Origin of the sequence: Microbacterium hydrocarbonoxydans (assembly GCF_023715885.1) — a bacterium.
GTDB classification, from domain to species: Bacteria; Actinomycetota; Actinomycetes; order Actinomycetales; family Microbacteriaceae; genus Microbacterium; species Microbacterium hydrocarbonoxydans_C.
This window is the reverse complement of record NZ_JAMBOY010000002.1, coordinates 228,002-244,454: the sequence shown is the minus strand read 5'-3', so window position 1 is coordinate 244,454 and position 16,453 is coordinate 228,002. Positions and strand designations below refer to the sequence as shown.

Sequence of the window (16,453 nt, the reverse complement as noted above, 5' to 3'; positions counted from 1 at the left end):
CGTCGACACTCCCTCTTCCCGACGACCGAAAGAGAACGGTGGAAACCGCAGTCCTCATCGTCGTGCTGGTGATCGCGCTGGCACTCTTCTTCGACTTCACCAACGGGTTCCACGACACCGCGAATGCGATGGCGACGCCCATCGCCACGGGTGCTCTGAAGCCCAAGACCGCCGTGCTGCTGGCCGCGGTACTGAACCTCGTCGGCGCGTTCCTGTCGACCGAGGTCTCCAAGACGGTGTCGCACGGCATCATCCGAGAAGACAGCATGCAGGGGGAGCTGTTCCTGCCCATGATCTTCGCCGGGCTCATCGGCGCGATCACCTGGAACATGCTCACCTGGCTGCTCGGCCTTCCCTCCAGCTCGTCGCACGCCCTGTTCGGCGGACTCATCGGCGCGACACTCGTCGGCGTCGGGGTGGCCGGGATCGACTTCGGCATGGTGTTGTCGAAGATCATCCTGCCCGCCGTCATCGCTCCGCTCACCGCGGGGATCATCGCGTTCGCCGCGACCAAGATCGCCTACTCGATCACGCGTCGGTACGACGGCAAGCCCGACGGGCGAGACGGCTTCCGCTGGGGTCAGATCTTCACTTCGTCGTTGGTCGCACTCGCGCACGGCACGAATGACGCGCAGAAGACGATGGGTGTCATCACCCTGGCCCTCATCGCCGTCGGGTGGCAGAACAGCGAGCAGGCCGACCCGTATCTCTGGGTCATCATCGCGTGCGCCGTGACGATCGCCCTCGGCACCTACCTCGGCGGATGGCGCATCATCCGAACGCTCGGAAAGGGCCTCACCGAGGTCAAGCCGGCGCAGGGATTCTCGGCCGAGAGCTCGACCGCGGCGACCATCCTCGCCTCGAGCGCCTTCGGCTTCGCGCTGTCGACCACCCAGGTCGCCTCCGGGTCGGTGATCGGCTCCGGTCTCGGTCGCCGCGGCTCCACCGTGCGCTGGCGGACAGCCGGACGCATCGCGATCGGCTGGCTGCTCACGCTTCCCGCGGCGGGTGCCGTGGGTGCCGTCGCGGCTCTGCTCGTGAACTGGCTCGGCACGTGGGGCATCGCGATCGACGCCGTGCTCGCACTCGCCGTCATCGTCGGTCTCTTCCTGCGCTCGCGTCGCGACGCGGTGACCTCTGCGAACGCGATGAGCGATGTGGCGGAGTCGGGCCTCGCGGTCGAGCTTCCCGACACGCCCCCGCCCACCCGCCGGCAACAGCGCATCGCCCAGGCGAAGGCCGAGGCCAAGGCCCGCGCAGATGCCCGCGAGAAGGCGAAGGCGAAGTCCAAGGCGGATGCCAAGGCGAAGGCCGATGCGAAGGCCGGCGCCAAGAGCAAGCGCAGTGCGGGGGAGACCTCTGAGAAGGCGCCGGTGGTCGCCGAGCGAGCGGATGACACGACCGGGGAGGAGTCGCGATGAGCGTCGACATCGACTGGAGCGCGTTCCTGCAGGTCTTCGCTGCCGCGCTTCTGGGTGCGTGCGCCGTCGTCACGTTCTACGCGCTCGGCCTCCGCCTGCTGGTGCGCAGCGGTCATGCCCCCGTGGTGAGTCCCGCCGAGTTCACCGACGCGATCACCGTCGTCACCGAGAAGGAGCTCAAGCGCGCGGCGAAGCAGGCTGCCAAGGCTGCGCGGAAGAGCCCCCTCACGGACGCGCAGAAGCGGGTCTCCCTCGTCGGCGCCTACGCCTGCTTCGCGCTGTGCGCGGCGGCGGTCGTCGTCGGCATCCTCATCATCGTCGTCGGGCACTGACTCCACCGAGCCGAGGCGCGGTCGTCGCGATCAGCGCAGGAGCCCCGCGACGAGGTCGTCGATGATGTCGTCGGTCGACGTGTCGGGATCGATGGGGGTCGTGAGGCGATCGAGCAGCAGGCCGTCGATCGCGTAGTGGAACAGTGCGATCTCGCGCCGACCGCCCGGCAATCCCGCAGCGCTGTTGAAGGCCACATCCCCGTCGAATCCGGCGCGTTGCCACGCCGCGAGCACGGCAGCCAGCTCAGGGCGACGGCTGCTCTCGAGGCGCAGCTCGAACAGGGCGAGGGTGACCTCGCGGTCGTCGCTCAGCCGGCGGACGATGTCTCGCAGATAGTCGGCGAAGAGCGCGGGGCTGGGGGTGGCCTCGGCGCGGCGCGCGAGGTCGTCGTCGGTGGGAGCGAGGCGTTCGCCGATGCGCTCGACCAGTCCCTCGATCAGCGCTTCGCGGCTGCGGAAATAGTTCGACGTGGTGCCCACGGGGATCTCCGCCTCCTGGTCGACCGCGCGGTGCGTGAGGCCGCGCGAGCCCTGTGCCGCGAGGATGCGCAGCCCTGCATCGGCGATGGCCCGACGCCTCGTCTCGTTCTTCGCCATGACAGCACTCTATCGAGATCACTACAGCTGAAGTGGTATGCGTGCTGTCCTCGTGTCCCGGGCCGCACCTAGGCTGGACCCATGTCAGCGCCCTCCGCAAGCGAGTACGTCTTCGGCCGGCACCGCCCCGCCTCCCACGTGATCGTCCACGTCAGCGACCCGCACTTCCTCGCGGGTGGGCGGCGACTGGGCGGACGGTACGACGTCGAGGCCACGTTCGCGCGCACGCTCGAGGCGATCCAGGCCGTGCATCCGAATCCCTCCGCGATCGTGGTCACGGGTGATCTCGCCGACCTGGGGGAACCGGACGCCTACCGCCGGCTCCGCGCGGCGGTCGAACCCGTCGCGGCGGCACTCGGCACCGCCGTCGTCTGGGTCGCGGGCAATCACGACGAGCGCCCTGCCCTCCGCGAGGGACTGCTCGATCTCGCGCCGACGCAGGAGCCCGTCACCGGGGTGTGGGACCTTGACGGTCTGCGGCTCGTCGCACTCGACTCGTCCGTTCCGGGCTGGCACCACGGCGATCTCGACGACGCGCAGCTGGAGTGGCTGGCGGACGTCCTCCGTGACCCCGCACCGCACGGCACGCTGCTCGCGATGCACCATCCGCCGCTTCCCAGCCACCTACCCCTGTTCGACATCCTGGAGCTGCGCCGCCAGGAGGAACTCGCCCAGGTGATCCGGGGGACGGATGTGCGCGGCATCCTCGCCGGTCACCTGCACTACTCGTCGCACGGGACATTCGCGGGGGTGCCGGTGAGCGTGTCATCGGCCACCTGCTACACCATGAACGTCGCGAAGCCGGCACCGGACGTCAACGGGATGGATGCCGCGCAGGCGTTCCAACTCGTGCACGTCCATCCGGACACGATCACCCATACGGTCGTGCCGGTCACGGATGCCGCGACCGGCGACTACTTCTCGGAGGCGTGGCTGCAGGAGATGGCGGCACTGACGCCTGAGCAACGCCTCGAGGCGTTCTCCCGCAAGCGCTGACGCGCCGCCGTATCCCCGGCGACGCATGCGCGCGGGCGTAGACTTGGAGGCATCCCCCGCTTCCACACTCGCCACTACCCACAAGGATGTGACATGGCTTCTGCCGCGCCCGCTCTGACCCGCACCGAGACCGATTCCCTGGGAAGCATGGAGATCCCCGTCGACGCGTACTGGGGGATCCACACGGCCCGCGCCGACGCGAATTTCCCGATCACGAAGCGCCCGATCTCGGTGTACCCCGACCTCGTCGTCGCTCTCGCCATGGTGAAGCAGGCGAGCGCGCGGGCGAACCGGGAGATCGGTGTGCTCGACGCCGAGCGTGCCGACCTGATCGACCGAGCGGCGCAGCGGGTCATCGACGGCGAGTTCCACGACCAGTTCACGGTCGGCGTCATCCAGGGCGGGGCGGGCACCTCCACGAACATGAACGCGAACGAGGTGATCACCAACATCGCGCTCGAGATGGCAGGTCGCGAGAAGGGCGACTACTCGTACCTCTCGCCGATCGACCACACCAACCGCAGCCAGTCGACCAACGACGTGTACCCGACCGCGGTGAAGATCGGTCTCTCGCTCACGCTCCGCTCGCTGCTCGAGGAGCTCGACCTGCTGCGGGTGTCGTTCCTGCACAAGTCGCAGGAGTTCCACGACGTGCTCAAGGTCGGTCGCACGCAGCTGCAGGATGCCGTGCCGATGACGCTCGGCCAGGAGTTCCACGGCTTCGCCAGCACCCTCGGCTACGACCACGCGCGCCTGACCGAGAACGCCTCGCTGATGTTCGAGATCAACATGGGCGCCACGGCGATCGGCACCGGCATCACGACGCACGTCGATTACGCGCCCGCCGTGCTGAAGCACCTGCGCGAGATCACCGAGCTCGATCTCGTGACGGCCGGCGACCTCGTCGAGGCCACGAGCGACACGGGCTCGTTCATGTCGTTCTCGTCGACGCTCAAGCGCAACGCGATGAAGCTGTCGAAGATCTGCAACGACCTCCGTCTGCTCTCGTCGGGCCCGCAGGCGGGTCTGGGTGAGATCAACCTCCCCGCGATGCAGGCGGGTTCCAGCATCATGCCCGGCAAGGTCAACCCCGTCATCCCCGAGGTCGTGAACCAGGTCGCCTTCGCCGTCGCCGGCGCCGACATGACGGTCACGATGGCGGCGGAGGCCGGACAGCTGCAGCTGAACGCGTTCGAGCCGGTGATCGCGCACTCGATCTTCCAGTCCATCACCTGGATGCGGCAGGCGATGTGGACCCTGCGGGTGAACTGCGTCGACGGCATCACCGCCAACCGCGACCGCCTGGGCGCGATGGTCGGCGCGTCGGTGGGTGTCATCACGGCTCTGACGCCCTTCATCGGCTACGCGGCGGCTGCCGCGCTCGCGAAGACGGCTCTGCTGACCAACCGCAACGTCGCCGACCTCGTGGTCGAGGCCGGGCTGATGTCGCGCGACGAGGTGACGAAGCAGCTGTCGCCCGCGCGCCTCTCGGGGCTGGAAGCGGTGACCGCCGCGATCCCCGTGATCACGCCGGACGACCTCGTCGAGATCTGACCCGACACAGACGACGGCCCCGGCGTTCGCGCCGGGGCCGTCGTCGTTCCGCGTCGTCGCGGGCGAGTCAGTCGATCACGCGGCAGTGCGTCGTGAGCTCGCCGAGTCCGTCGATGCCGACCGTCACCGTGGAGCGGTCGCGGAGGAAGATCTGCGGGTCGCGCGAGTATCCTGCTCCGCCCGGGCTGCCGGTCGAGATGAGCGTGCCGGGCAGCAGGGTGAGCGACTGCGAGAGGTGGGCGATCAGCTTCGCGACCGAGCGGACCATCTGTCCGGTGCTCGCGTCCTGCACCGTGTCGCCGTCGACGACCGCCCAGATGTGGAGATCCTGGGGGTCGGCGACCTCGTCGGCCGTGACGGCGAACGGTCCGGTCGGCGTGAATCCGTCGAAAGACTTGCAGCGCGACCACTGCGCCTCGGAGAACTGGATGTTCCGCGCGGTGATGTCGTTGACGACGGTGTACCCCCACACGTGCGAGAGCGCGTCGGCCTCGGAGACGTCTTTGGCGGGTGTGCCGATGAGCACGCCGAGCTCGGCCTCGTAGTCGACGGCTTCGCTGAGAGAGCGCGGCCAGGAGGTGGTCTGCCCGTGACCGGCCAGGGAGTTCGGCCAGAGCGTGAACACCGTCGGCGCCGCATCGGTCTTGAGACCGAGCTCGCTCGAGTGAGCGGCGTAATTGAGCCCCACGGCGAGGACCGCCGGCGGCGCGATGACGGCGGAGGCGAACTCCCAGTCGCCGAGCGGATGCCGCGGCGCGGCGCCTTCCGCGAGGGCCGATCCGAGCGCGTCGAGCAGGGCGGTTCCGCCCTCGATCAGCTGCTGCAGGGTCGCCGGTGCATCGGCGAGGAGGTCGGAGACGAGGATGGCGTCGGTGCCGTCCACCACCGCGAGATTCGCGGCAGGGGAGTCGGCACGGCGCAGATGAGCGAACCGCATGCCTCTACGGTATCCGGTGACGCCCGTCGGTCGCTGGAGGAAGTCGCCAGACCGGACCGCGGTTGCTTGTTACCAATATGCTGTGGGCATGAGTTCCGGAGGACCCTCCCAGCCGTCGCCGTACACGCCGCCGCCCGCGCAGGGGTATCCGCAACAGCAGCCTCCGGCTCCCCAGGGGTATCCGCAGCAGCAGCCTCCGGCTCCCCAGGGGTATCCGCAGCAGCAGCCTCCCGCTCCCCAGGGATATCCCCAGCAGTACGGCGCTCAGCAGTACGCCCAGTCGAACTACGCGCCGGCCGCGTTCGGTCAGCGTCCCTCCTACGCCTCCGTGCTCGCCCAGCCGACGCCCTACTCGCCGCCCGCTCCGGTCGCGCCGTCCCCCGCCCAGGGGCTGCCCGCGCTGCCGAGCCGTCGGCGCGCCAGCGGGGTGGCCCTCGGCATCCTCTTCGGGTTCCTCGGTCTGCTGCTGCTCGGTCTCATCGCGTACTTCGGCCTGTTCCTCGGTCCGCTCGCCTCCGTCGTCGGGCTCGTGCTCGCCCTGGTGCCGCTGGCGGTCGTGTTCTTCGTCGTGCGGATGATCGACCGGTGGGAGCCCGAACCCAAGACGCTCGTCTTCTTCGCCGTCGCGTGGGGAGCCGTCGCGGCGGTCGGCTTGACGCTCCTGGTCGATCTCGGGCTCTCTGTCGTGCTCGGGCCGCGCGGCGAGGTCGCGAGCGCGGTGATCCAGGCGCCGATCGTCGAGGAGCTGTGGAAGGGCGTCGGGGTGTTCCTGATCTTCCTGATCGCGCGTCGGTCCTTCGACGGGCCGGTCGACGGAGTCGTCTACGGCGCGCTCGTCGGCGCCGGATTCGCGTTCACCGAGAACATCCAGTACTTCGCCATCAGCCTCATCGAAGGCGGCAGCGGTCAGCTGACGGTCACGTTCATCATGCGCGCGATCATGTCGCCGTTCGCCCACGCCATGTTCACCTCCCTCACGGGCCTCGCGATCGGCCTCGCTGCCCGGCGGCACGCATCGGCCGGCGCTGCCCTCGGCTTCGGCCTGCTCGGGATGCTCGGGGCGATCTTCCTCCACGGGCTCTGGAACGGCTCGTCGTTCGCCAACTTCTTCCTGCTGTACTTCGTGCTGCAGGTGCCGCTGTTCGTCGGCTTCATCCTCGGCATCGTCGCGCTGCGCCGAGAGGAGGCGCGTCTCACCAAGGCGCGACTGAGCGACTACGCGGCGGCGGGATGGTTCACGCCGGAGGAGGTCACGATGCTGGCGACTCCCGCGGGGCGCAAGACCGGACTCCGCTGGGCGGCGCAGCTGCGCGGCGACCGTCGACCGCTCATGCGCGAGTTCATCAAGGATGCGACGATGTTGGCCGCCGTGCGCCAGCGGGCGATCACGGGTCGCGACCCGATGGCTCCCGCCGACGAGCAGGCGCTGCTCGTGCGCACCCGCGCGGCCAGGGCGGCATTGCTGGCCTACTGACCCGCCCCGGACAGACTCAACGCCCGGTGCTGCGGCGATGCCTGCATGTCTCCCGGGCGTTGAGTTGGTCTACAAACAGGGTGCACCCGGCATCCGCGGGTGTCAAGAGCTTCTCCGGAGTCGATTCGTGACGTGTTCGCTGTGAGCAGGTGCGTGCTCGTTGACCCCTGCGCGAGGGCTCGGGTTGGATGGAGGCATGACTGATCGCACAAAGCCTGAGTTCGACGCTCCCACCGGACCCGCCCCCTCCGAGCTCGTCATCCGCGACCTCATCGAGGGCGACGGAGCCGAGGCCAAGCCCGGCGACACCGTGACCGTCCACTACGCCGGGGTGGAGTTCGAATCCGGCGAGGAGTTCGACTCCTCCTGGGGTCGTGGTGAGACCATCCAGTTCCCGCTGCGCGGACTCATCCAGGGCTGGCAGGACGGCATTCCCGGCATGAAGGTCGGCGGCCGACGCGAGCTCGTCATCCCGCCGCATCTCGCCTACGGCCCTGCGGGCGGCGGGCACTTCCTGTCCGGCAAGACCCTGATCTTCATCATCGATCTCGTCGCCGTCGGCTGATCCGACCCGCGAGTGCGAAAGGCGTCGTCCCCATCCGGGGCCGGCGCCTTTCGTCGTTCCGGAGAATTTTCGCCGTTCGGGGAATACATGCAATTGCATGTAAGTTGTGACACGTGATGCCGCGCGAGCGGTCCACGATCACGGTCGCAGATGCGGCTGACGTCTTCAGAGGAGCACCACATGACCATCGACATCCCCGGCTACCGTCCCGGCACCTACATCCTCGACCCCGCGCACAGCGAGGTCACGTTCAGCGTCCGCCACATGATGATCTCGAAGGTGCGCGGCACCTTCGGCGTGAAGAGCGCCACGCTCGTCGCACCCGAGAACCCCCTCGAGACCACCGTGCAGGCGAGCGTGGACGTCACGTCCGTCGACACCAAGGACGAGGGTCGTGACCAGCACCTCCGCTCGGCCGACTTCTTCGACACCGAGAACTTCCCGACCATGGACTTCGTCTCGACCGGCGCCCGCGCCGAGAACGGCGACCTGTTCGTCGACGGCGACCTCACGATCCGCGGCATCACCAAGCCCGTCACCTTCGAGGTCGACTTCGGTGGCTTCGGCTCCGATCCGTGGGGCAACTACAAGGCCGGCGCATCGGCCAAGGCTGTCATCAACCGCGAGGACTTCGGCCTGACCTGGAACGCCGCGCTCGAGACCGGTGGCGTGCTCGTCGGCAAGGACGTCACGATCAACCTCGACCTGCAGGCCGCCCTGCAGCAGGACTGATCGCAGCTCTTCGAGAGCCCCGCATCCCTCAGGGTGCGGGGCTCTCCGCGTCGTAGGCGTGGAATCGCCGGTTGCGGCCGGCGAGGATCGCGACGAGTGCGATCACGAGGAATCCGCCGAGCAGCGGCGGGAACCAGAGCGTGGTGAGCGAGGCGAGCACGCCCGCGTAGAGGGCTCCGACCCTCGGCCCGCCCGCCACCACGACGATGAAGACGCCCTGAAGGCGGCCCCGCATGCTGTCGGGGACGGCCGCCTGCATCATGGTGTTCCGGTAGATCGAGCTGACATTGTCAGAGGCTCCGGAGAGCGCCAATGCGATGCAGGCGGCGGCGATCAGGGCGATCGCGGGCGTGCTCTCGGTCGCACTGCCGGTGAGGGCCCCGATCAGCAGCACGACGCCGAACAGGAGGATCGCCGCGCCGTAGACCTCGACGGCTCTCGCGATGCCACGGCCGTGCCACCGGTACTGCACGACCCTGCCTGAGAACAGACTCGACGCGAAGGTGCCGACCGCGACGGACGCGGTGAGGATGCCGGTGGTCACGGCGCCGCCGCCGAGGATGACCGTCCCGAGGGCGGGGAAAAGCGCGAGCGGCTGCCCGAAGGTCATCGCGATGATGTCGACGACGTACTGCATGCGGATGTTGCTGGCTCGGCGGAGGAACCGCCATCCGTCGACGAGCGAGGCGAGTCCCGGTCGGACGATCTCCGCCTCGGGGCGAAGAGCGGGAAGAGTCCACAGGCCGAGGAACATCGAGAGCATGAGCACGACGTCGATCGTGTACGTCCAGCCGTAGCCGGTGAGAGCGACGAGCAGTCCGGCGAGCGCGGGGCCGGCCATGACGGTCAGTCCGAAGGCCACGCCGTTGAGGGCGGATGCGGCGGCCAGCAGCTCACGGGGGATGAGACGAGGCACGATCGCCGTGCGCGTCGCCATGCCGACCGAGTTCGCGGCCGAGTTGACGATGCTCAGCACGTACAGCCACCAGATCGTCTCGGCGCCGGCCCAGGTGAGGGCCGCCAGGAGAGCCGTGGAGAGGAACGTCACGGTGGCCGCGATCAGTGCGACCCTGCGGCGATCGAAGGCGTCGGCGAGCATCCCGCCGTACAGGCCGGCGAGCACCATCGGCGCGAGGCCGGCGACGGCGATCATCGACACCGCGAAGGTGCTCTCGGTGAGCTCGAACACGTGCAGCATCACCGTGACGATGGTGAGCTGGCCGCCGATCCCTGAGAGGGAGGATCCTATCCACATCCGGGCGAACGCCGGGCTCGCCTTCAGCGGGCTGAGGTCGATCAGATGGCCGCGAGCGCCGCTCACGCGGGGTGCCTGTCATGCATCGTTCGAGCGTATCCGGTCCATGCCAAGGTGGAACCGCGCATGGTCTCCTCGCGGCTCTGCGCCTGGTAGACTCATCAGGTTGCCGTTCGATCGGCCGCGGATAAAGAGAGCTCGCGCATCAGGCGTCGGGCGCCGCGCAACAAGCAGAGAGGGGATCGAATCTATGGCACTGGAAGCAGACGTCAAGAAGGCGATCATCGAAGAGTACGCGACGCACCCCGGTGACACCGGATCCCCCGAGGTGCAGGCCGCGATGCTGACGCAGCGCATCAAGGACCTCACCGAGCACCTGAAGGAGCACAAGCACGACCACCACTCGCGTCGTGGTCTGTTCCTGCTCGTGGGTCAGCGCCGTCGTCTGCTCGGCTACCTCCAGAGCGTCGACATCGAGCGGTACCGCTCGCTGATCGCACGCCTTGGTCTTCGCCGATAAGGCACCACGGACCCAGCGTTCAATCGCGCAGAACATTCTTGAGAAGGCCGCCCCAGGTGTGGGGCGGCCTTCGTCATGCCCGGGGGCGGGCGACGTTGACCTCTCGCTGACTTTCCATTAGGAAAGTAGGACGACTCGGAACGGGGGAGCGTCGTGGAGCAGAAGCCGATGCGCGGTCTCGCGCCGCTCGACCCGCCCTCCGCTGACATCGCCCGCCTGTATCTGCAGGAGGCGGATGCGGTGCGCGCGCGCCGTGATCGACGCGGAGGCTCGCGGGTACAGGGATGGATGACGATCGCCACCGCTGCGGTGATCGCGCTCTTCCTCACGGCGAGCATTCTGCCCCAGCCGACGGACCGGCCGATCGCCGCGCCGACCTTCGTCCTCGTCATGGTGGTCGTCTCCCAGATCTCATCCGGAGCGACGGAACGCGACGGGGTGCAGCGCCGTGTGCCACGACATCGTGCACTCCTCGTCGCCGTGATCGTCATCTGCGTGTTCGGAGTGCTCTCGTCGTTCGCCGTGCAAGTGCTGTTCGCTCCTCGCCCGCCCTTCCTGCTCGCGGCCGTGCCTCTGTGGGCAGCCTGCCTGGTGCTGGGCGGTCTAGGTGTCGCTCAGTTGCGTTCCGCCCGCGTCGTCGCCGGTGATCACCGGCCCGAGCGCCCGCCGTTCACGAGGTCCGCGCGGCTGACCACGCTCGCGCTCGGCCTCCTCATCGCCACCGGCGTCGTCGCGGGGGCCGTCGACGACCCCCTCGTGACCAGCATGGTCGCGATCGTCGCCGGGGTGCTCGTGGTCATCGGCTGCGCGGGGATGGGACAGGACTGGGGTCTGGCCGCTCTCGGAGCGGTATGGAGGGTCCCTCACTACGTCGACTTCGGGGTCGGCGTCGCGATGCTTCTGGGCGTCGCCTGGAACGTGTCGGCCGGCGAGCCGATCGACCCGCGCGCAGGCATCGCCTCCGGCGTGCTGGTCGCGATCGCCAGCGTGATCGTCTCGATGCTTCCCGAGCGAGCGGAGCACCGTGGTGGACGCTGATGACCGCGCCGGTCACCCACGCATACGGCTGGACGACAACTTCTCGACCCCGACCCGGTTCTCGGTCCTGGCTTCGCTGGGTGAGGGCGTGGAGATCGACTTCACGACGCTCGCGGAACTCATCGAAGCCAACGACTCCGCGCTGAGCAAGGCAATCGCTCACCTGGTGGATGTCGGGTACGTCCAGACACGCAAGGGTCAGGTCGGAAGCCGCCCCCGCACCTGGATCCGCTCGACGGCACTCGGTGAGGCGGCCTTCACCGGCCATCTCCGGGCGCTCAGGGAGATCGTCGAGCTCGGTGGGCGCCGCGCCGACGGGACGCGGCCGGTCGCGACCGATTGACCGCCGGCCTCAGGCCTGCGCCTGCACGAGGTCGGGGTGGTGGATCGCCGCCACGTCGGGGTGCGCCCGCAGACGCGACTTCATCGCGTTCTCGCCGTAGGTCGCGTGGATCGGGTTGCTCGGGTCCTCGGTGATGCCGGTCGCCTCGGCGGCGAGGTCGGCCGGCAGCTCGAGGAGCGGCAGCTGCTGGTCCAGGGCCGGGTTGAAGAAGAACGGGATCGAGATGCGCTCCTCGGGAGCCCTCGGCGAGATCACACGGTGGTTGGTGGCCTTGAGGTACCCGCCGGTCGCGTACTCCAGCAGCTCGCCGATGTTGACGACGAAGGCGCCGGGCACGGGCGGCGCCGACACCCACTCGCCGTCGCGCTCGACCTGGAGCCCGCCCTTGCCTGGTTCGACCCAGAGCAGCGTGAGCACGCCCGAGTCCTTATGCGCGCCGACACCCTGCTGGGGCTCCGGCTCGTTCGTGCCCGGATACCGGACGATCTTGATCAGGGTGGACGGGTCGCGGAACGACTCGTCGAAGTACGTCTCCTCGGCGCCGAGGGTGAGCGCCCACGCGCGCAGCAGCTTGCGGGCGATCTCCGTCAGGGTGTCATGCCACTCCGTGACGACCTCCTTCAGCTCCGGCTGCGCCGCCGGCCAGAGGTTCGGACCCGTCAGGCGGTTGAACGCCGGCCCGCCCTCGACGGGCTCGCGCTCCGGTCCGATGTCGATCTGCTCGCGCCAGTCGACCTTCCCCTGTGTGCGCTCGCCGCCGATGCGCGTGTAGCCGCGGAAGTGCGGGCTCTTGACGTTCTCGATCGCCAGCTTGTCGTCTTCGGGCAGGGCGAAGAAGTCGAGGGCGGCCTGGTGCAGACGTGCCTCGAGCTCGGCGGAGATGCCCGTTCCCGTGAGGTAGAAGAACCCGACGTCGTGAGTGGCGGCACGCAGCTCGTCGCGGAACCGTGCTGCTGCCTCGGGGCCGGCGTCGAGCTGGGAGAGATCGAGGATGGGGAGCGAGAGATCAGCCATGCCCCGAGCGTAAATCGCCGTGACGGCCGTGCGGACGAGTGTTGCGCCGCATTACCCCGAACCGTTCTCGAGGCGCCCGGTCGAAACAATCGCAGACGTGATGCTAAGGTCTCCTTCTGGGTAAGGGATGCCTTACCTTGGTTCCGTCAGAGAGTCCCCGTTCCGTGCTCGCCACCTTTCTCATCGGCCTCCGAGAAGGCCTCGAGGCCGCACTCGTCGTCGGCATCCTCGTCGCCTACCTCCGCAGGCTCGGACGTTCGGACGCGCTGCCCCGGATGTGGGCGGGAGTGGGGCTCGCCGTCGCGCTCGCTCTGGGGATCGGCGCCATCCTCACCTTCGGTGCATACTCCTTGACCTTCGAGGCGCAGGAGCTCATCGGCGGCCTCATGTCGCTGCTCGCCGTCGGCATGGTCACCTGGATGATCTTCTGGATGCAGAAGGCCGGGCGCACGATGAAGGCCACCCTCGAAGGCGGACTCGATCGGGCGCTCACCCAGGGCGGTGTCTGGGCTCTCGTCGCGATCGGCTTCGTCTCCGTCGCCCGTGAGGGTATCGAGACGACGCTGCTGCTCTGGTCGATGGTCCAGTCTTTCGGCGACGCGCCCACGGCACTCCTCGGCGCCGTGCTCGGTCTCGTGGCGGCCGTCGCGATCGGCTGGCTGCTGGCGCGAGGTGCCGTGCGCCTCGACCTGCGTCGGTTCTTCACCTGGACGAGCGGCTTCCTCGTGATCGTCGCCGCCGGCGTGCTGGCCTACGCGGCCATGGATCTGCAGGAAGCCGGAGCGCTGCCGGGCCCCTTCACGGCGCTGGCGCCCGTCGACTCGGTCACCGGTGCTGTCGCGACCGGCTGGGCGGCGTTCCCGTTCGGATGGGCCTTCGACGTGAGCGCGGCCATCGCGCCGGGCGGCACGCTCGCCACGATCCTCCAGGCGACGGTCGGTTTCATGCCGCGCATGACCTGGCTCCAGGTCACGGCGTGGGTCGTCTACCTCGCCGTCGTCGGCTTCCTCTTCGTCCGCGGGCTGCGCTCCCGTCGGTCTTCCACCCCACATTCGACACCGTCGTCCGCCGCGGATGCACCGGCGGAGTCCCTCACCGATCAAGGAGCAGTATGACCACCTCTCGCCGAGTTCTGGCATCCGTCGCGGCCGCCGGCGCGGCCGTCCTCGTGCTGAGCGGATGCGTCGCGAAGAGCGACGCCGCCGCGGGAGCCGCGTTCGACGTCGCATCGACCGACTCCGGATGCGCCGTCTCCGGCTCGACCGCGAAGAGCGGCACTCTCACCTTCGACGTCAAGAACGACAGCGCCCAGACGTCCGAGTTCTACCTGCTCGCCGAGGACGGGCTGCGCATCGTCGGCGAGGTCGAGAACATCGCCCCCGCTGCTTCACGCACCTTGACGGTCGTCGCGCAGCCGGGAAAGTACTTCACTCTCTGCAAGCCGGGGATGATCGGCGACGGTGTCGGGAAGGCCGAGTTCACGGTGACCGGAGACCGGGTGGCGGTCGCCGGCGAGGACTCCGAGCAGAAGCAGCAGGCCGTCGACCTGTACGCCGCCTTCGTGAAGGACCAGGTCGGCCAGCTGGTGCCCGCCGTCGAGGAGCTCGTCACCGCCTACGAGTCGGGCGACGACGAGACGGCCCGCACCGAGTTCCCGCAGACCCGCGCCTTCTACGAGCGCATCGAGCCGGTCGCCGAGGCGCTGGGCACTCTCGATCCCCGCATCGATTACCGGGAGGTGGATGCCGTCGCCGAGGGGCTCGACTGGACGGGCTTCCACCGCATCGAGAAGGACCTCTGGGTCCCGGCGCAGGACGCGCTGAACGCCGACGGCGAGACGCCGGCCTGGCAGGACTGGGCGCCGTCGACCCCCGAGGAGCGCGCCGGCTACGGCGACCAGCTGCTCGCCGACGTGCAGGAGCTGTACGACTACGTCCACTCCGACGACTTCGCGACCGCTCTCGAGGACCAGGGCATCGGCGGCATCTCGAACGGGGCGATCGCGCTGCTCGACGAGGTCGCGACCGGCAAGATCTCCGGCGAGGAGGACTGGTGGTCGGGGACCGATCTCTACGACTTCGCCGCCAACGTCGAGGGGTCGAAGATGGCGTTCTCGCTCGTGCAGGACTTCGCCGCGGCGCAGGGTGACGACGGCGAAGCTCTCGTCGGCGAGATCGAAGACGGCTACGCCGCTCTCGAGGCCTCGCTCGCCGCGCACGGGTCGCTCGATGATGGCTTCGTCGGATACTCCGAGCTGACCGACGACGACAAGCGGGAGTTCACCGACCTGATCAACGCCCTGGCCGAGCCGCTCTCGCAGCTCACCGGCACGATCCTCGACTGACCGACGGGTACGATCACGCAGGTGGACGACAGCACTGATGAGGTCGCCGCAGACGCTGGGAACGCGTCTGCGGCGGCATCCGTCCCGTCGGGGCTGAGCCGCAGGGGGCTCCTCGGACTCGCACTCGGCGGCGGGGCCGCATCGCTCGCGGTCGGTCTCGGCGCCGGCCTGACAGGCGGCGTGGCGCTCGGGCGCGCCCGGGTCGCGGAAGACGCCGAGCACGCCTACTCGTTCTTCGGCGCGCACCAGGCCGGCATAACCACACCCGTGCAGGAGCACCTCCACTTCGCGGCATTCGACATGATGCCGCGCACCGACCGCGACGACCTCGTGACGCTCCTGCAGGACTGGAGCTATGCGGCGTCCCGGCTGACGCAGGGCCTCGAGGTGAGCGCGACGGGAGCGGTCGGCGGCGACGCCGAGGTGCCACCGGACGACACGGGGGAGGCGCTCGGACTCCCGGCCGCCGGTCTCACCATCACGATCGGCTTCGGCCCCAGCCTGTTCGAGAACGAGGACGGCGACCGGTACGGCATCGCCGCACAGCGTCCCGCCTCGCTGGAACGGCTTCCCGCGTTCCTGGGTGACGACCTCGTCCCGCAGCTGTCGAACGGCGATCTCTGCATCCAGGCGTGCGCCGACGACCCGCAGGTCGCGGTGCACGCGATCCGCAACCTCAGTCGCATCGCCTTCGGGCGCGCGAAGCTCCGCTGGTCGCAGCTCGGCTTCGGCAAGACCTCGCGCACGACGGCTGACCAGGCGACTCCGCGCAATCTCTTCGGCTTCAAAGACGGCACCGCCAACATCCTCGCCGACGACGAGAGGGCTCTCGCGAAGAGCGTCTGGGTCGCGGCATCCGACGAGCCGGCGTGGATGGCGGGCGGGTCGTACCTCGTCGCGCGAAAGATCGCGATGCTCATCGAGACGTGGGATCGGGTGCGCCTGGCGGAGCAGGACACGATCATCGGCCGCGACAAGGGACGCGGCGCGCCGCTGTCCGGCGGCGACGAGTTCACCGCCCCGGACTTCGCTTCAGCGCGCATCGACGCCAACTCGCATGTGCGGCTGGCGAATCCGGAGCAGAACGACGGCGTCCGCATCCTCCGTCGCGGCTTCAACTACGTCGACGGCAACAACGATCTCGGTCGCCTCGACGCCGGCCTCTTCTTCCTGTCGTACCAGCGCGATCCCGCGCAGTTCATCGCCCTGCAGCGGAAGCTCTCGACCGATCGCCTGAACGAGTACATCCGGCACGTGGGTTCCGGGCTCTGGGCGATCCCCGCTGGTGCGGAGCAGGGATCCTACGTCGGAGCGCCACTGTTCGACTGAGC

General features: G+C 68.9%; 17 protein-coding genes. 13 read left to right on the top strand and 4 right to left on the bottom strand.

The window, feature by feature from the left end; genetic code table 11:
* Positions 1-38 precede the first annotated feature (38 nt).
* Entirely contained in the window at positions 39-1,421 is a 1,383-nt protein-coding gene (locus M3195_RS05555; protein WP_251585557.1) for an inorganic phosphate transporter, read from the top strand.
* Positions 1,418-1,753 carry a peptidase gene (locus M3195_RS05550; RefSeq protein WP_251585556.1) on the top strand — a complete coding sequence of 112 codons (336 nt, stop codon included), beginning with the start codon at positions 1,418-1,420 and terminating at the stop codon, positions 1,751-1,753. Before M3195_RS05555 ends, M3195_RS05550 begins: the two co-directional genes overlap by 4 nt.
* 30 nt (positions 1,754-1,783) lie before the next feature.
* Here M3195_RS05550 and M3195_RS05545 read toward each other — a convergent pair whose 3' ends face one another.
* Entirely contained in the window at positions 1,784-2,350 is a 567-nt protein-coding gene (locus M3195_RS05545; RefSeq protein ID WP_251585555.1) for a TetR/AcrR family transcriptional regulator, read from the bottom strand.
* An 81-nt stretch (positions 2,351-2,431) separates the two neighbouring features.
* Here M3195_RS05545 and M3195_RS05540 point away from each other — a divergent pair, with 81 nt between their 5' ends.
* On the top strand, positions 2,432-3,346 hold the full coding sequence (locus tag M3195_RS05540) for a phosphodiesterase (protein WP_251585554.1): 915 nt from the start codon (positions 2,432-2,434) through the stop codon (positions 3,344-3,346).
* 93 nt (positions 3,347-3,439) lie between these two features.
* Positions 3,440-4,900, top strand: a complete 1,461-nt coding sequence (locus tag M3195_RS05535; RefSeq protein WP_251585553.1) for an aspartate ammonia-lyase — start codon at positions 3,440-3,442, stop codon at positions 4,898-4,900.
* Between the two features lie 67 nt (positions 4,901-4,967).
* Here M3195_RS05535 and M3195_RS05530 read toward each other — a convergent pair whose 3' ends face one another.
* Positions 4,968-5,837 carry a fumarylacetoacetate hydrolase family protein gene (locus M3195_RS05530; RefSeq protein ID WP_251585552.1) on the bottom strand — a complete coding sequence of 290 codons (870 nt, stop codon included), beginning with the start codon at positions 5,835-5,837 and terminating at the stop codon, positions 4,968-4,970.
* Between the two features lie 88 nt (positions 5,838-5,925).
* Between M3195_RS05530 and M3195_RS05525 the strand changes: the two genes are divergently transcribed.
* The 3 genes from M3195_RS05525 to M3195_RS05515 all read left to right on the top strand — a co-directional run bounded on the left by M3195_RS05525 (position 5,926) and on the right by M3195_RS05515 (position 8,608).
* On the top strand, positions 5,926-7,311 hold the full coding sequence (locus M3195_RS05525; protein ID WP_251585551.1) for a PrsW family intramembrane metalloprotease: 1,386 nt from the start codon (positions 5,926-5,928) through the stop codon (positions 7,309-7,311).
* A 196-nt stretch (positions 7,312-7,507) separates the two neighbouring features.
* Positions 7,508-7,876 carry an FKBP-type peptidyl-prolyl cis-trans isomerase gene (locus tag M3195_RS05520; RefSeq protein WP_096715817.1) on the top strand — a complete coding sequence of 123 codons (369 nt, stop codon included), beginning with the start codon at positions 7,508-7,510 and terminating at the stop codon, positions 7,874-7,876.
* A 180-nt stretch (positions 7,877-8,056) separates the two neighbouring features.
* Positions 8,057-8,608, top strand: a complete 552-nt coding sequence (locus M3195_RS05515; protein ID WP_251585550.1) for a YceI family protein — start codon at positions 8,057-8,059, stop codon at positions 8,606-8,608.
* A gap of 28 nt (positions 8,609-8,636) precedes the next feature.
* Here M3195_RS05515 and M3195_RS05510 read toward each other — a convergent pair whose 3' ends face one another.
* The gene (locus M3195_RS05510; RefSeq protein WP_251585549.1) at positions 8,637-9,929 is read right to left on the bottom strand and encodes an MFS transporter; all 1,293 of its coding nucleotides are present in this window, start codon (positions 9,927-9,929) and stop codon (positions 8,637-8,639) included.
* A gap of 184 nt (positions 9,930-10,113) precedes the next feature.
* On the opposite strand from M3195_RS05510, the gene rpsO reads away from it, so the two are divergent.
* From rpsO to M3195_RS05495, 3 genes are all read left to right on the top strand, one after another.
* Positions 10,114-10,383, top strand: coding sequence for a 30S ribosomal protein S15 (gene rpsO, locus M3195_RS05505; protein ID WP_017203073.1), 270 nt, complete (start codon positions 10,114-10,116; stop codon positions 10,381-10,383).
* Positions 10,384-10,536: 153 nt separating this feature from the next.
* A complete protein-coding gene (locus M3195_RS05500) occupies positions 10,537-11,421 on the top strand; it encodes a hypothetical protein (protein WP_251585548.1) in 885 nt (294 codons plus the stop codon).
* Entirely contained in the window at positions 11,411-11,764 is a 354-nt protein-coding gene (locus tag M3195_RS05495) for a transcriptional regulator (protein ID WP_251585547.1), read from the top strand. The genes M3195_RS05500 and M3195_RS05495 overlap by 11 nt, the downstream gene beginning before the upstream one ends.
* Before the next feature lie 9 nt (positions 11,765-11,773).
* Here the strand turns inward: M3195_RS05495 and M3195_RS05490 are convergent, their stop codons facing one another.
* Positions 11,774-12,778 carry an isopenicillin N synthase family dioxygenase gene (locus M3195_RS05490; RefSeq protein ID WP_251585546.1) on the bottom strand — a complete coding sequence of 335 codons (1,005 nt, stop codon included), beginning with the start codon at positions 12,776-12,778 and terminating at the stop codon, positions 11,774-11,776.
* A 164-nt stretch (positions 12,779-12,942) separates the two neighbouring features.
* Here M3195_RS05490 and efeU point away from each other — a divergent pair, with 164 nt between their 5' ends.
* Genes efeU through efeB form a run of 3 tightly spaced genes read left to right on the top strand, consistent with a single transcriptional unit; the run spans position 12,943 to position 16,451 of the window.
* Complete coding sequence (gene efeU, locus M3195_RS05485; protein WP_251585545.1) at positions 12,943-13,893, top strand: iron uptake transporter permease EfeU; 951 nt, start codon at positions 12,943-12,945, stop codon at positions 13,891-13,893.
* Positions 13,890-15,122: an iron uptake system protein EfeO gene (efeO, locus tag M3195_RS05480; protein WP_251585544.1), complete on the top strand. Its 1,233-nt coding sequence runs from the start codon at positions 13,890-13,892 to the stop codon at positions 15,120-15,122. The genes efeU and efeO overlap by 4 nt, the downstream gene beginning before the upstream one ends.
* Positions 15,123-15,143: 21 nt before the next feature.
* The gene (gene efeB / locus M3195_RS05475) at positions 15,144-16,451 is read left to right on the top strand and encodes an iron uptake transporter deferrochelatase/peroxidase subunit (RefSeq protein WP_374209306.1); all 1,308 of its coding nucleotides are present in this window, start codon (positions 15,144-15,146) and stop codon (positions 16,449-16,451) included.
* The last annotated feature ends 2 nt before the right edge of the window (positions 16,452-16,453 follow it).

What these genes read in the sequence shown, in the direction of transcription:
- M3195_RS05550 (WP_251585556.1), top strand. Translation starts at nt 1,418, where the DNA reads ATGAGCGTCGACATCGACTGGAGCGCGTTCCTGCAGGTCTTCGCTGCC.
- M3195_RS05545 (WP_251585555.1), bottom strand. Translation starts at nt 2,350, where the DNA reads ATGGCGAAGAACGAGACGAGGCGTCGGGCCATCGCCGATGCAGGGCTG.
- M3195_RS05540 (WP_251585554.1), top strand. Translation starts at nt 2,432, where the DNA reads ATGTCAGCGCCCTCCGCAAGCGAGTACGTCTTCGGCCGGCACCGCCCC.
- M3195_RS05535 (WP_251585553.1), top strand. Translation starts at nt 3,440, where the DNA reads ATGGCTTCTGCCGCGCCCGCTCTGACCCGCACCGAGACCGATTCCCTG.
- M3195_RS05530 (WP_251585552.1), bottom strand. Translation starts at nt 5,837, where the DNA reads ATGCGGTTCGCTCATCTGCGCCGTGCCGACTCCCCTGCCGCGAATCTC.
- M3195_RS05525 (WP_251585551.1), top strand. Translation starts at nt 5,926, where the DNA reads ATGAGTTCCGGAGGACCCTCCCAGCCGTCGCCGTACACGCCGCCGCCC.
- M3195_RS05520 (WP_096715817.1), top strand. Translation starts at nt 7,508, where the DNA reads ATGACTGATCGCACAAAGCCTGAGTTCGACGCTCCCACCGGACCCGCC.
- M3195_RS05515 (WP_251585550.1), top strand. Translation starts at nt 8,057, where the DNA reads ATGACCATCGACATCCCCGGCTACCGTCCCGGCACCTACATCCTCGAC.
- rpsO (WP_017203073.1), top strand. Translation starts at nt 10,114, where the DNA reads ATGGCACTGGAAGCAGACGTCAAGAAGGCGATCATCGAAGAGTACGCG.
- M3195_RS05490 (WP_251585546.1), bottom strand. Translation starts at nt 12,778, where the DNA reads ATGGCTGATCTCTCGCTCCCCATCCTCGATCTCTCCCAGCTCGACGCC.
- efeO (WP_251585544.1), top strand. Translation starts at nt 13,890, where the DNA reads ATGACCACCTCTCGCCGAGTTCTGGCATCCGTCGCGGCCGCCGGCGCG.